7 protein-coding genes are annotated in these 15,197 nt (G+C 66.3%); 6 read left to right on the forward strand and 1 reads right to left on the reverse strand.

All coding sequences use genetic code 11. The annotated features are described in order from the left end of the window. The first annotated feature begins 77 nt into the window (after nt 1-77). From dusA to CCR96_RS18790, 6 genes are all read left to right on the forward strand, one after another. Nucleotides 78-1,043, forward strand: a complete 966-nt coding sequence (gene dusA / locus CCR96_RS18760) for a tRNA dihydrouridine(20/20a) synthase DusA (protein WP_242519211.1) — start codon at nt 78-80, stop codon at nt 1,041-1,043. Nucleotides 1,044-1,136: 93 nt separating this feature from the next. Further along, nucleotides 1,137-2,042 carry a DMT family transporter gene (locus tag CCR96_RS18765; protein ID WP_201222191.1) on the forward strand — a complete coding sequence of 302 codons (906 nt, stop codon included), beginning with the start codon at nt 1,137-1,139 and terminating at the stop codon, nt 2,040-2,042. Nucleotides 2,043-2,161: 119 nt separating this feature from the next. Beyond that, nucleotides 2,162-5,962, forward strand: a complete 3,801-nt coding sequence (gene recC, locus CCR96_RS18770) for an exodeoxyribonuclease V subunit gamma (RefSeq protein WP_242519212.1) — start codon at nt 2,162-2,164, stop codon at nt 5,960-5,962. Nucleotides 5,963-6,111: 149 nt separating this feature from the next. Continuing rightward, nucleotides 6,112-10,479, forward strand: coding sequence for an exodeoxyribonuclease V subunit beta (gene recB / locus CCR96_RS18775; RefSeq protein WP_420827284.1), 4,368 nt, complete (start codon nt 6,112-6,114; stop codon nt 10,477-10,479). Continuing rightward, complete coding sequence (recD, locus tag CCR96_RS18785; protein WP_242519214.1) at nt 10,479-12,998, forward strand: exodeoxyribonuclease V subunit alpha; 2,520 nt, start codon at nt 10,479-10,481, stop codon at nt 12,996-12,998. Before recB ends, recD begins: the two co-directional genes overlap by 1 nt. A gap of 266 nt (nt 12,999-13,264) precedes the next feature. After that, entirely contained in the window at nt 13,265-13,795 is a 531-nt protein-coding gene (locus tag CCR96_RS18790) for a DNA-deoxyinosine glycosylase (RefSeq protein WP_201222194.1), read from the forward strand. Between the two features lie 168 nt (nt 13,796-13,963). On the opposite strand, the gene dinB is transcribed toward CCR96_RS18790, so the two are convergent. Continuing rightward, the gene (gene dinB / locus CCR96_RS18795) at nt 13,964-15,160 is read right to left on the reverse strand and encodes a DNA polymerase IV (RefSeq protein ID WP_242519215.1); all 1,197 of its coding nucleotides are present in this window, start codon (nt 15,158-15,160) and stop codon (nt 13,964-13,966) included. Nucleotides 15,161-15,197: the final 37 nt, after the last annotated feature.

Consider the following 15,197-nt stretch of genomic DNA (forward strand, 5'->3'; position numbering starts at 1 on the left):
TCCTCGAACCCGCTGATCCTGAGAAGATGATAGTAAACCCGCCAGCGTTGTTGGACCGACGTCTCTCGGTCGCTCCGATGCTAGATTGGACTGATTCGCATTACCGTTCCTTTGCGCGATTGCTGTCACGGCACACACTACTCTACACCGAGATGGTGACGACCGGCGCGCTGATCCATGGTGATCGCGCGCGCTTCTTGCGCTATGACGCGTCCGAGCATCCGCTAGCACTGCAGCTCGGCGGCTCTGATCCAGCGGAGCTGGCGCGCTGTGCGCAAATGGGTGCCGACTGGGGCTACGACGAGATCAACCTCAATGTCGGCTGCCCATCGGACCGGGTGCAGAACGGGCGCTTCGGCGCTTGCCTGATGGCCGAGCCCGCATTAGTGGCCGACTGCGTGGCGGCGATGAAGGCGGCGGTGGCGATCCCGGTCACGGTCAAGAGCCGCATCGGCATCGACGACCGCGATCGCTACGAGGAGCTGGTCGCCTTTACCCAAGCGCTGGAGCGGGCCGGCTGCGATGCGCTGATCGTGCATGCGCGCAAGGCTTGGCTCAAGGGCTTGAGTCCGCGCGAGAACCGCGAGGTGCCACCCTTGCGCTGGGATTGGGTGATCAGGCTCAAGCAGGATTTTCCGACGTTGCCAATGGTGCTCAACGGCGGTGTGACGCGTCTCGAGCAGGTCGAATCGCTGCTCAGCGAGCAACAGGTCGACGGCGTGATGATCGGCCGCGAGGCCTATCAGAACCCCTGGCTGCTGGCCGATGTGGATCGGCGCCTCTTTGGTGCCGCGAATCCGGTCGCGACGCCGCGGCAGGCGTTAGACGCCTTCATCCCCTATGTTGAACGGCAACTGGCGGAAGGCGTGCCGTTGGCATCGATGACTCGGCATCTACTCGGTCTCTTTCATGCGTGCCCAGGCGCCAAGGCCTGGCGGCGCACGCTGAGCGAGCTGGCGCATCGCCCTGGGGCTGGGATTGAGGTACTGAAGGCCGCCGCTGCTCGGGTCAGGCCGCGCGAGGCCCTGCTTGCGGATGCGTGATGCCCTGATTCAGTCCGCTGGAGTGACGCGCATCCGTTCTCGTCTGCTGGCAGGAGGGCGGCACAATGCACCGGCTGGCTTGGTTCGGGCCTGATGAGCTGGCTCTTGCTGACCCTGCTATGCGCCTTCAGCGTCGCCTCGGCCGATGCGGCGACCAAGGCCTGGCTGCAGGGCTTCTCGGCGCGGGAGCTGACCTTGATCCGCTTCACGCTGACCGGTGCGCTGCTCTCGCCGCTGCTGTTCTGGTTGCCGGATCTGGGTCAGTTGCCGGCGCCGTTCTGGGCCTGGCTGAGTGTCCTGGCGCCGCTCGAGATCGGCGCGATGCTGCTCTACATGGCGGCGATTCGCGATCATCCGCTGTCGTTGACCTTGCCGTATCTGGCCTTTACGCCGGTGTTCTCGATGGCGATCGCGGCGCTGGTGCTGGGCGAGCAGCTGAGTCTGGGCGGACTACTGGGTGTGCTGCTGATCGTCGCCGGGGCCTGGCTGCTCAACGTCGAGCAGGCGCGGCGCAATGACTGGCGCACCTGGCTGCGGCCGCTCGGCGCGATCCGTTGGGAGCCGGGCTCGCGGATGATGCTTGGCGTCGCGCTGCTCTATGGGTTGACCTCGACCCTCGGCAAGGTGGCTCTGCTCTATCTGCCCTCGGCCGCCTTTGGTGCCTTCTACTTTGCCGTCATTGGCCTGTTGGCGATTCCACTCCTGCTGCTGTTGCCGGTCGGCGGCGCGCGATTGTCGTTGCGCCCGGCGCTGCGGCGCTTGACTCGCCGACCTGGCGCCGTGCTTGCCGTCGCCGCGCTCAATGGGGTCATGGTGATCACCCATTTCATGGCGCTGCGCCTGACCGAGGTGGCCTATATGATCGCGGTGAAGCGCAGCAGCCTGTTGTTCGGCATCCTCTATGGCGCGTTGTTGTTTCGCGAGCCGAATCTGGTGAGCCGCGCGCCGGGCGGGGTGCTGATGTTGGCTGGCGTCTTCGTGATTCTTTTGGCGGCCTGAGCGGTGATCGGTAGTGGGCGATTCTCGTGCCCCTCCACCGGTGACGCCCCTTGTGCGATCCTGCAACCGAGCGACGATCCAGAGGCCGAGCACTGGCCAGTGACGAGAGGAGCACAGCGATGACCGAGACAACGGATCAAGCCCGCGCCTGGCCCACCGGTTTCATGCTGATCCAAGGCAACCGGCTCGAAGCCCTGCGTGGGCTGCTCAGCGCCTGGCTCATCCGCCATCCGCTGCAGCCGCTGGAGAACGAGGTCATCCTGGTGCAGAGCAACGGCATCGGCCAATGGCTGAAGCTCGCGCTCGCCGCTCCGCGCGCTGAAGACATCCAAGGCGATGACCCCAGGGGTCAGGATTCATCCGCCCCAGCGGATGACCTCAGCGGCGGCTGCGGCATCGCCGCCGCCCTCGACCTGATGCTCCCGGCGCGCTTCCTCTGGCAGGCCTATCGCGCGGTGCTCGGCGACCTCCCCGAGCGCTCCGCCGATGACAAGGCACCGCTGACCTGGCGCCTGTACCGGCTACTCGGCGAGCTCGACACCCTCGCCAGCACCCCCGACGAACGCACCTGGCTCAACCCCCTACGCGGCTTCCTCAGCAGCGATGGCGACGCCCGCCGCCGCCAGCAACTGGCCGCGCGCCTCGCCGACCTCTACGACCAATACCAGGTCTACCGCGCCGACTGGCTGAGCGCCTGGGAGCAGGGCGAGGATGTACTGATCCGCCCCAACGGCAGCCAGACCCCGATCCCCGAGGACCACCGCTGGCAACCGCTGCTCTGGCGTCGACTGCGCCAATCGCTGGACAGCGCGAGCAGGGACGCCCTTGGCAACCCAAGTGCAGACGACCTCGGCCACCCAAGCACGGGCAGGGACAGCATCCGCCACGCCACCAGCGGCTCAAGCCACCTCGGCGGCGCCACCACCGACGCCAGCCGCGCCCAGATCCACCAACGCTTCCTCGCCCAGGCCAAGACCCTGAGCTGGGCCACCCGACCCAGCGAACTGCCCCGTCGGGTCATCGTCTTCGGCATCTCCTCACTGCCCCGCCAGACCATCGAGGTCCTTGAGGCCATCGCCCCGATCGCCCAGGTCATGCTCTTCGTGCACAACCCCAGCCAGCACTACTGGGGCGACCTAGTCGAAGGCCGCGAACTGTTCCGCCGCGCCTATCAGCGCACCGCCCAGCGCAAGGTTCCCGAGGCGATCGATGAGGCCGAGCTGCATCTGCATGGCCATCCGCTGCTCGCTGCTTGGGGCAAGCAGGGCCGCGACTACATCCGCCTGCTCGACGAACACGACGAGCGCGGCACCTACGAGGCCCAGTTCGCCCAGCACGACCTCAAGATCGACCTGTTCGAGTCCCCGCTCGACGCCAGCGATCCGCACAACCCCACGCTGCTACAACAACTCCAAGACGACATCCTCGAGCTGCGCCCACTGCACGAACGGCGCGCACTCGCCACCGCCATCGATCCACGCCAGGACCGCAGCCTCAGCTTCCTCATCGCCCACGGCCCGCAACGCGAGGTCGAGATCCTCCACGACCAACTGCTCGACGCCTTCGCCAGCGCCAAGCAAGCCGGTACAGCGCTGCATCCGCGCGACATCCTGGTGATGGTGCCCGACATCAGCGTCTATGCCCCGCACATCGAGGCCGTGTTCGGGCGCCTGGAGCGCGATGATCCACGCCGCATCCCGTTTCAGATCACCGACCAATCGCCCCGCCAGCGTGATCCGCTGCTGATCGGCGTCGAGACCCTGCTCAACCTGCCGCAGTCGCGCTTCGCCGTCAGCGACCTGCTCGATCTGCTCGAGATCCCCGCGCTACGCGCCCGCATCGGCCTCAGCGAGACCGACCTGCCCAGGCTGCGCCCCTGGATCGAGGGCGCCAAGATCCGCTGGGGCCTCGACGCCGCGCAACGCGCCGGCCTCGACCTGCCCGGGCTCGAACAAAACAGCTGGCACTTCGGCCTCAAACGCCTGCTGCTCGGTTTCGCCAACGGTGGCAGCGCGGCCTGGCAGGGCATCGAGCCCTTCGATGAGATCGGCGGCCTCGACGCCGCCCTGATCGGCCCCTTGGCCCAGCTGCTCGACAGCCTCGGCGAGAGCTGGCGTCTGCTGCAACAGCCGCGCACCCCGGCGGCCTGGAGCACGCTGCTCGCCGAGCGCCTTGAGGCCCTGTTCCTGGCCAGCAGCGAGGCCGACGAGCGCGCGCTTGCGCAACTGCGCCAAGCCCTCGAGCAATGGCTACTCGACGCCACCGACGGCGGTCTTGAGGACGAACCGCTGCCGCTCGAGGTGGTGCGCGACAGCCTGCTGCCCAGCCTCGACACACCGACCCTGAGCCAGCGCTTCCTCGCTGGTGCGGTCAACTTCGCCACCCTGATGCCGATGCGCGCGATCCCGTTCCGGCAGATCTGGCTGCTCGGCATGAACGACGGCGACTACCCGCGCAGCCGCCGGCCGACTGATTTCGATCTGATGGCCAACGACTACCGCCCCGGCGATCGCTCCCGGCGCGAGGATGACCGCTACCTGTTCCTCGAAGCCCTGCTCGCCGCGCGCGAACGCCTGGTGATCAGTTGGGTCGGGCGCAGCCTGCGCGATGACTCCGAGCGCCCACCCTCGGTGCTGGTCGGGCAGTTGCGCGATCATCTGCAGGCCGGTTGGCGGCTGGCTCCAGAGGCTGCCGGGGCCGCCTCCGACACCTCGGGCCAGGCCCTGCTCGCGGCGCTGACCCGCAGCCATCCGTTGCAGCCGTTCAGCCGGCGCTACTTCGAGCCCGGGCGCGACCCACGGCTGTTCACCTATGCCGATGAGTGGCGCAGGCTCTATGCGGACGCGACAGCGGCCGATGGCGCGGACGTGACAGCGGCCACTGACGCCGCCGCGCCGGCGCCCCTGTTCCCGGAACGCCCACCGAGACTCTCGCCCCCGACCTTCGACGGGCCGATCAGCCTGCAGAGGCTGGGCCGCTTTCTGCGCCATCCGCTGCGCACCTTCTATACCCAACGCCTGGCCCTGCACCTGGAGCGCGAGGCCGAGACCGCGCTCGATGAGGAGCCGTTCGACCTCGATGCGCTACAGCGCTGGGGACTGCGTGACGCCATCTTGCAGCGCGTCGAACGCCAACTCGTGGCGCAGCCTGGGATCGCCAGCGAGACCTGTCTGCAGCAGGCGGTCGATCGGCTCGCGCGGGCTGGCGAATTGCCGCTTGCCCCCTTTGATGCCCACTGGCGTGACGACTTGCGGGCTCAGTTCGCGACAGCCCTGCAACGCTATCGCGCGCTGCTGGCCGCGTATCCAACCGCGGTGCCGATCCGCGCCCTGAGCCTCAGCGCCGGCGATCTGCTGCTCGAAGACAGCCTCACCGGGCTGCGCGCCAACGCGCAAGGCGAGCGGCTGCAACTGCGATTGCAGGCCAGCGAGTTGATCAAGAAGGATCAGCTCAGTTGGTCTCACCTGGTTACGCACTGGCCGCGGCATCTGGCCGCTCAGCACGAGGCGCCGACCCGCACCTGTCTGCTCGGCCCTGGCAGCGAGGTCTGGTTGCCGGCGCTCGATTGGCAGGATCGGGCGAGCGAGGAGGGGGGTTGCGAGGAGGGCGAACAGGCGGGAGCGGCAACGCTTCTGGAGTCGCTGATGCTGGGCTATGTCGAGGCACTGACCCAGCCCCTGCCACTGGCCTGCAAGACCGCGTTCGGGGTGTTGCGTGACAAAAGCAAGGAAAAGGGCGCTAAGCCTGCCGAAGACTACGAGGGCAATGATCGCTATCGCGGCGAGCGCGATGCGCATGTCGGCTACGCACGCTTCTGGCCCGACTTCGCCACGCTAAGCGCTGCCGAGGGGTTTGACGCGCTGATCGAGCGACTCTATGGCCCACTCTATCAACAGGCCATCACCCATCAGGCGCTTTGACGATCGCTGCCGCAACAGCCTCCAATGGCGCGTCCAAGCCCAAGGCTGGAAACGAGGTCATGCACAAGCGCAAGCCAGACCATGAGGCCAGGCGCAAACCTGAGTCTAAGCTCAATCGTAAAACCGATCCCGAAGCCGAGAACCCGCCCATGCCAGCCGCCACGACCACCCTGGACCCGCTCCACTTCCCGCTCTGGGGCAGCCGGCTCATCGAGGCCAGCGCGGGCACCGGCAAGACCTTTACCCTGGCGCTGCTCTACATCCGCCTGGTGCTCGGCCATGGCCGCACCGGCGAGGCGGCCACCGCCTTTGCGCGGCCATTGACCCCACCGGAGATCCTGGTGGTGACCTTCACTGATGCTGCGACCAAGGAGTTGCGCGAGCGCATCCGTGCGCGTCTGGTCGAGGCTGCCGAGCTGTTCTCGCAGCCGGTGCCGACCCAGACCCAGACCCAGACTCATACCCAGACCGCCGAGCCTGACCCAGTCATAACAGCGGCATCCGAATCAGCAGGGTCCACCGCTCCCGCTCCAGCAACACAAGCAGCGTCGCCCAACGATCCGCTGCAGGCCCTGCGTCAGGACTACCCAGCCGAGCACTGGCCAGCCTGCGCCCACCGCCTGCGCTTGGCCGCCGAGTGGATGGACGAGGCGATGATCGCCACCATCCACGGCTGGTGTCAGCGCATGCTGCACGAGCATGCCTTTGCCACCGGCGGGCTGTTCGAGCGCATCCTGGTCACCGATCAGAGCGAGCTGATCGCCGAGACCCTGCGCGACTACTGGCGCAAGCACTGCTATGGCCGTCCGCTCGCCGAGGCGCGCTGCATCCGTGAGGTCGCCACCTCGCCCGAGGTGCTGCAAGGCAAGCTCCGCGAATGGCTCCAACGCCGCGATGCCCAGCTCTGCTTCAAGGGCCAGCCGCTTGATGGCGACTGCCTGCAGACGGCATTGGCGACACGGATCGGACAGCGTGAGGCTGAGGACGAGGCGCGCAGGATCTGGCGTGAGGATCGCGAGGCGATTGAGAAACAACTCCGCGCGCTGCGTTCCAACCTCGACGGTAGAGTGCATGGCAGTGCCAATCCAGCGGGATTCGACCAGGTCTTGGCGAAGATCGGGGCTTGGTCGGAGGGCGCCGATGCGCCAACGCAGCTCCCGCATTTCGCTCGAGGCGCATTCGCTTTCAAGAAAAAGGCCCCGGTCCAGACCGCGCCCGAGCATCCCGTCTACGACGCCCTGGCCAGCTGGCAGCAGACCCTGCAAGCCGCCGATGCCAGCAAGCCCAATGCGCCACCCTCACTCGAGGCCTGCCTGCTCGCCCACGCCGCGCACTGGCTCGCCGAAGAGCTACCGCGGCGCCTGCGCATCCGCGCCGAGATGGGCTTCGATGAACTACTCAGCGAACTGGACGCCGCGCTGACCCCCGCCGATGACAGCCCCAGCGCCCAGACCCAAGCTGCCGCGCTCGCGGCGACCATCCGCCGACAGTTCCCGGTCGCGCTGATCGATGAGTTCCAGGACACCGACCCGATCCAGTACCGGATCTTCGATGCCATCTATCAGGTCGCCGCCAACGATCCCAACACCGCCCTGGTCATGATCGGCGACCCCAAGCAGTCGATCTATGCCTTTCGCGGCGCCGACATCCACGCCTATCTGGCCGCGCGTCAGGCCACCACGGGACGTCACGCGACCCTGGCGACCAACTTCCGCTCCACCGAAGCGATGGTTGACGCCTGCAACCGCTTCTTCGGCCATGCCGAGGCCCAACCGCGCGCGGCCTTCCGCTTTGCGGCGGATCGGGCTGCGGCGCCGAACGCGGATGCCGATGCCGTCCCAGAGGCCAAACCAGCAGCAGGGCCAGCGACCAAGGTCGCCACCCAGCCAGCCCCCGAGAACCCGATCCCCTATGTGACGATCACCGCCAACGGCCGTGATCAAACCCTGCTCATCGACGGCGCACCGGCCACCGCACTGACCTGCTGGACCCTCGAGCCCCCTGAGGGTACCGCCGCGACCGCACCGGATGACTATCTGCAACGGATGGCCACCGCCACCGCTGCCGAGATCGCCCGCTGGTTGGCTCAGGCCACCGCCCCTGAGCCACGCACCGGCTTCGCCCCAACCGGCAGCGGGCAGGTCACCCAACCACTCAAACCCAGCGACATCGCCATCCTGGTGAGCAAGGGCAAGGAGGCCGCGGTGATGCGCCAGGCCCTCGCCGCGCTGCGCATCAACAGCGTCTACCTCTCCGATCGCGACTCGGTGTTCCAGACCCAAGAGGCGGCCGATCTGCTGCACTGGCTCAAGGCCTGCGCCGCGCCGACCGACGAGGGCCTGGTGCGCGCCGCGCTCGGCACCAATACCCTAGCCATCCCGCTCGAGGAACTGGCCCGACTGCAAGAGGACGAGCTGGACTGGGAGACGCAGGTGATGCGCTTCCTCGGCTATCAGCGCACCTGGCAGCGCCAAGGCGTGCTCGCCATGCTGCGCCGGCTGCTGCACGAGCAGCACCTGCCCGCCCGACTACTGCAGCGCGCCAATGGCGAGCGCGTGCTCACCAACCTGCTGCATCTGGCCGAATGGCTGCAGCAGTCTGCCACGGCCCTCGATGGCGAGCAGGCGTTGATCCGCCATCTGAGCACGCATCTGGACCTCGGCGGCGAGGAGTTCATCGTTCGCTTGGAGAGCGATGCCGAGCTGGTCCAGGTGATCACCATCCATAAGTCCAAAGGGCTCGAATACCCACTGGTGCTGCTGCCGTTCATCTGTAGCTGGAGAAAGATCGATGGACACAGCAGGCAGGTGCCGACGCGATTGGCTGCCGGAGAGGCGGGCGGTGCAGCGGGTTCTCGCGCGCTGGAGGTGGCGGGCAATAAGGCCTTCCAGGCCGCCTGGGATAACGCCGATGACGAGCGCCTCAGCGAGGACATGCGCAAGCTCTACGTCGCACTCACCCGCGCCCGGCATGCGGCCTGGCTCGGGATCACGCCGCTGAGTCGCAAAAGCAAGGAACCGAAGTTGCACGAATCCGCAATCGGCCATGTGCTCAAGGGCGGACGGCCGTTCACCAATGCCGCTGAGGTCTGGGACGCCCTCGCGCAGCTCAAGGGCGACGGCGACGACATCGCCATCCAGGCGCTGCCAACGACGCCCGCGCAGCCCCTAGCGACGGCGACCGACACCCTGCTCGAGCCGGCCCGTTCGCCCAGCCATGGCCGCTTCGAGCCCTGGTGGATCGCCAGCTACTCGGCGCTAACCGTCGGCGCGGCTCAGGTTGCCGCCGAGTTCGATGGGCCGGGATCTGAGCCAAGCGCGGGCGATACGGCCGAGCAGGAGACGGCGCTGGAGGAGTCGAGCCTGGAGACGGGCTTGACGTCGGCGATGACCGGCATCCTCAGCAGCGCGCTGACCAGCGAGCCCGCAGGGCCTGGCACCGGCGAAAGCGACGCAGCAGGCGATGCAGAAGGGCAAGCCCAAACCGAGGGAGAGGTCAACAGCGGCCAATCCGGCGATCAGGCCAGTGGCCAACCCAGCGACCAATCCAACGACCAACCCAGCGACCCGGCTAACAAGCGCCTTGATCACCACCCCGTCGTAGCCAGCCGCCCGAGCGGCAGCGACAACAGCAACGGCGAGTGCTCTCCGGGCCAGGCGCGCGCCACCAGCCGCGACAACCAAGCCACCCCGGGCTCGCTACACGCTCTGCCACGCGGCAGCCGCTACGGTACCTTCCTGCACGGTCTGCTGGAATGGGCCGCGCGGTTACCGCTAACCCAAGACCCGCAAGATCCCCAAGGCCAGCCCCGGCGTGGCTTCGCCGCCGCCGCGCATGTGCCGGCGCTGCGTCAGGACCTGCTCGCGCGGCGCTGCCAACTGCGCGGTCTCACCGACTGGATTGGCCCCTTGGATCAGTGGCTCGAGCATCTGCTCACCACCCCTTGGACGCTCTCTGGATTGGCACCGCCACAGGGGCCAGCGCCAACCCTACGGTTGGAAGACCTGGCACCCAGCCAAGTCCAGGTCGAGCTGGAGTTTTGGATCACCAGCGACGGCGTCAAGACCGCCACCCTCGATCGCCTGGTGCAAGCCCACTGCCTCCCCGGCGCAGCGCGTCCGCAGCTGCGCCCGAATCAACTCGACGGCCTGCTCAAGGGCTTCATCGACCTGGTCTTCGAGCACCAAGGGCGCTACTACCTGCTCGACTGGAAATCGAACTGGCTCGGCCCCGACGACAGCGCCTACACCGACGAGGCGATGCGCACGGCGATCCTCGCGCACCGCTACGATCTGCAATACGCGCTCTATCTGCTCGCCCTGCATCGGCTGTTGCGCGCCCGGCTGCCCAACTATCAGATCGAGCAGCATCTGGGCGGTGCCCTCTATGTGTTCCTGCGCGGCTATCAGGCGCCGACCCAGGGACTGTTCATGGCCAAGCCCAGCCGCGCCTTGATCAGGGGGCTGGATCGGCTGTTCAACGGGCGGCCGCTGACGACGCAACTGGAGGTGGCCTGATGGCCGGATCATCGATGCATTCCCCAGGCACCCTCGCGCCGCAAGGTTCTGCACCCGCCGAGGGTTCAGGGCCTATCTCGAGCGCTGAAATCGCGCTGAGCGCAGACGCCGCGCCAAGCCATGACGGGCATTCATCCGCACAAGCAGGCCCACAGGCAGCAGCCCCACAGGCAGCTGGCGCCCAGGCAGCACAGCCGACGAGCAAGACCGCGTCCAGCAACAATAGCCGCCAGCCCCTCGGCAGCCAGGACCTCTTGGCACGCCTTGGCAACTGGGTCGAGGCCGGTGCTCTGCGGGCAGTGGATCTGGCCTTCACGCGCTTCATCGCCGAGGAGGCTGGAGTCATGGACGCCGACGTCCTGCTCGCCATTGCCCTGACCAGCGAGCGCAATGGTCATGGCCATGTCTGCCTCGATCTGGATCGGGCATTGAAGGCACCGGAGCGGCTGCTCAGCCGGCTGCGCGATGACACCGACCTGAGCCCCCAAGTCCGCGAGGAATTGCGCGAGCAACTGGCGGCACTGGATCTGGAGGACTGGGTGAGGCGGCTCGCCAATGCCCAGAGCGTCATCGCCCTGATGATCAATGAGATGACCGGCGTCGGGCATGGCGCTGATCCGATCGCCCCCGAAGCCAAGGGCATGGCGAAAGACCCCGCGAGACGCGAGCCAGCGCTTGCCGAGCACGCGGGCAGTCCCTTGGTGCTCGCGGGCAGCGCTGAGCGGCCACTGCTCTATCTGCGCCGCTATTGGCAGTACGAGCAGCGCATTCGTGCCGGCATTCAGGCGCGACTGGCTGCGCCGGTCGCGGTCGATATGGCCAGGCTCGACGGCTACCTTGATGCGCTGTTTGGCTGCTCAGCAGGTCCACAGACCACGCAAGCCTCAGAAGACCAAGCGTCCTCTGAACAGCCAGAGGAACCCGACTGCCAGCGCATCGCCTGCGAGCGCGCGGCGAGCCGTCGCTTCTTCATCATCACGGGTGGACCCGGCACCGGCAAGACCACCACCGTCGTGCGCCTGCTGGCCGTGCTGCAGCGTTTGGCGACGCCGAACGATGAGTGCGATGACACGCCTTCCTTCGCATCGCTGCGCATCGAGTTGGCGGCCCCGACCGGCAAGGCCGCAGCGCGCCTGACCGAGTCGATCGCCGGGCAACGGCATCAGCTGCCGGGTGGTGCGGAGGCTTGGGGACCGATCCCCACCCAGGTCAAGACCCTGCATCGGCTGCTCGGCACCATCCCGAACAGCCGCCATTTCCGCCATCATGCCGCCAACCCACTACCGGCTGATGTGGTGGTGGTCGATGAGGCCTCGATGGTCGATGTCGAGTTGATGGCGGATCTGCTCGATGCCTTGCGACCCGATGCGCGGCTGATCCTGCTGGGCGATAAGGATCAGCTCAGTTCGGTGGAGGCCGGTGCGGTGCTGGGTGATCTTTGTCAGCCGTCCGTGTCGCCGGCCCTGCCGTGCAGCCTGGACACCGGCTCCGGCCTTGGGCAGGCCATTGTCATCCTGTCGCACAGTTACCGGTTCAGCCAGGAAGGCGGTATCGGTGCACTGGCCAGTCTGGTCAATCAGGGCGGGGTCGTCGAGAGGAAGGAGCAGTCGCATCAGGAGGATCGATCAGACCAAGAGGGACGATTTGGCCAAAAGCAGCAACTGCGCAAGCCAGTAGCCTCAACCTTTGATTCAACCTCCAACCCAGTTCAGGACGTCCTGGATCTGTTCAATGCCAAGCAAGACCCCGCGCTGGGTATCATCGACGCCCAAGTGATCAGCGATCCGGAGAATACCGCTTTCAGCCGCTTGATGGCCGAGGCCTTTGGGGCGAAGGACAGCTTCTTACACCAGTTGCGCCATCAGGCGCCACCAGCAGATGCCGATCAGGCGGTCTTCGATCAGTGGGCAACGGAGATCTTGAAAGCCCAGAAGCGCTTCCAACTGCTGACCCCGCTGCGTCAGGGTGTCTGGGGCGTCGAAGGGCTCAACCCGCGCATCATCGCGCTGCTGAGACAGCGCGGATGGCTAGGAGAGGCGGCAGGCGAGGGCGATCGGGCGACGGCGCCACGGCAATGGTTTTCGGGTCGCCCGGTGCTCGTCACCCGCAATGACTACAGCCTGAATCTGATGAATGGCGATATCGGCATCACCTTGTCGGTGCCGGCACCGGTGAGGGGCGGCCAGGCGCGGGGGACGACCTCGATGACGACATCGATGCTACGGGTTGCCTTTCCGACGGCAGAGGGCGGGGTGCGTTGGGTGCTACCGAGTCGCTTGCAGGCGGTGGAAACGGTGTTTGCAATGACCGTCCATAAGGCCCAAGGCTCAGAGTTCGAGCATACCGCGCTGATCCTGCCGGATAGGCCCAATCCGGTGCTGACTCGCGAGCTGCTCTATACCGCGATTACCCGCGCTAAGAAGCGCTTTACGCTGCTCTACAGCCAGGAGGCGGTGCTCGGGGCTGCTCTTGCAGGCCGTGTCGAGCGGGCTAGCGGGTTGCAAGGGGAGTGGGTCTAAGCACCTAAAACGGTCAGACGCCCATCCATGACCGTCTTCATCCACACCAGCGATTGGCAGATCGGCAAGCCCTACGGCAAGGGACGATATCCGGCAACGGCGGAATCGTGCCGGTCTGCTCAATGCGATCGTTGAGAGACTCCCAAAAAGAGATGCCCGACTTGCGGCTGGTCGTCCATCAATGAGATCGTTTGGGGGATCTCATTGGAGATCTCTTGGAGATCGCTTGGAGATCGCTTGCTGCAGCACAAAAGACTGATCGCGGAATGGGCACCATCGAGTCTGAGCTGAAAACGGCGTTCCCACCGGTTGTTGGCCCTGCCGCACGCGTGCTGATCCTGGGCTCGATGCCGGGCGAGGCGTCATTGCGGCAGCAGCAGTATTACGGTCATCCGCGCAACGCCTTTTGGCCGATCCTTGGCGAGCTGCTTGGGATACCGCCACAGGCGAGCTACGCCGAGCGTTGTGCGGCGCTGGTTGGGCATGGAATCGCGCTCTGGGATGTGATCGCGGCTTGCGAACGCCCAGGGAGTCTCGATCAGGCGATTCGGCCAGAGACGGTTCGCGTTAACGACTTCGGTGCCTTCTTCGATGCCTCTCCAGGGATTGTTCAGGTCGTCTTCAATGGCGGCACGGCCGAACGCGAGTATCGGCGGCGGGTCCTTCCCGGCCTGAAGCTTCCACACCGCGAGATTGCACGGCATCGGCTGCCTTCGACCAGTCCGGCACATGCCGCACTGCGGTTCGAGCAGAAGCGAGCGGCCTGGCGCTCTCTTCTCGACTGGCTAGCGGTATAGATCCGAGTGGTTAAACGGCTCAAGGGCTGTTTACCCCGCTTCCAAGCGCGCTGATCGCGATGCTGTATCTACCGTCGCGAACAGGCGTCGTTAACCACGTGGTTAACCATCAGTGCTCGCGGTGCAATGTTATCGGATCTGCATTCTCGTTCGAGGCTTTCAGCTTGATCAAGGCCGCCGCATCCCGCGCTGAATGAGTCCATCGCCGAGCTTGTCTCTGATTGCATCGAGTGTCTGATCCAGCTTGTCAGTGGTCAGCGTTGAGGGCTGCGGTTCGCTGGCCGCGAAGAGATCGGGCTGTGTTGGACAGGCCGCCGGCTCCCAGCCGGAGAGACCAACCCCGATGAGCCGTACCGGTCGACCGCGCCAAGGACTTGACGCGAACAGCTCCCAGGCGGTCTGAAAGATCAGCTGGTCGCTCGCCGTGCGCTGGCTCAGGGTTCGCGAACGGCTGTGGGTCTCGAAGGGCTGCAGACGCAGTTTGAGCGTCACTAGTGCACCTGCAAGAGCCTGATGTCGGGCGAGGTAGCCGACCTCCTGAGCGGCCCAGTGCAGGGTCTCGCGCAGCTGCTGCTCATCGGTGACATCCTCGCCAAAGGTGGTCTCCTTCGAGATCGATTGCCGCTGCGTCACCGGCTGCACCGCGTCGTCGGCGATGCCGCGCGCCTGCAGATGCAGCGCCGTGCCGGAGCGCGCGCCCAAGGCCTGACGCAGGCGCTCGAGGGGCTGATGCCGGACATCGCCAACCGTCTTCAGGCCCATCGCCAGCAAACGCGGCTCGGTCTTGCTGCCAACCCCACGCAGCACCGAGATCGGCATCGGGTCCAAGAACGCCTGCACCTGCTCCGCTTCGACCACGCGCAGCCCATCTGGCTTGCTCGCCTCAGAGGCCAGTTTGGCGATCAATCGATTGGGTCCGATGCCGACCGATGCGGTCAGCCCGGTGTTGGACTGGATCAGCGTCTTCGCGCGCTCGGCGATGCGCTCGGGCGGACCGATCAGGCGCTCCAGTCCGGAGACATCGAGATAGGCCTCATCAATGGAGACCTGCTCGATGAGCGGCGAGAGCTGCTGTAGCAGGCGCATGATCTGCTGCGAGACCTCGGCATAGCGCGCCATGTCGGGCCGTCGATAGATGGTCTCCGGTGGCAGCCGGCGCGCCGCCTGGGCGATCGGCATCGCCGAATGCACGCCATAGCGTCGGGCCTCATACGAGCAGGTGGCCACCACTCCGCGACCACCGGGTTGCGCGCCGACGACCAGCGGGCGACCGCGCCAGTCGGGATGATCGCGCTGCTCGATCGCCGCATAGAAGGCGTCGAGATCCAGGTGCATGATCAGGCGGCCGGGATGATGCGTTGGCATTGGGTCTGATGCGTTTGCATTGGATCTGATGCGTTGG

Origin of the sequence: Halochromatium roseum (genome assembly GCF_016653315.1) — a bacterium.
Classification (GTDB): Bacteria; Pseudomonadota; Gammaproteobacteria; order Chromatiales; family Chromatiaceae; genus Lamprobacter; species Lamprobacter roseus.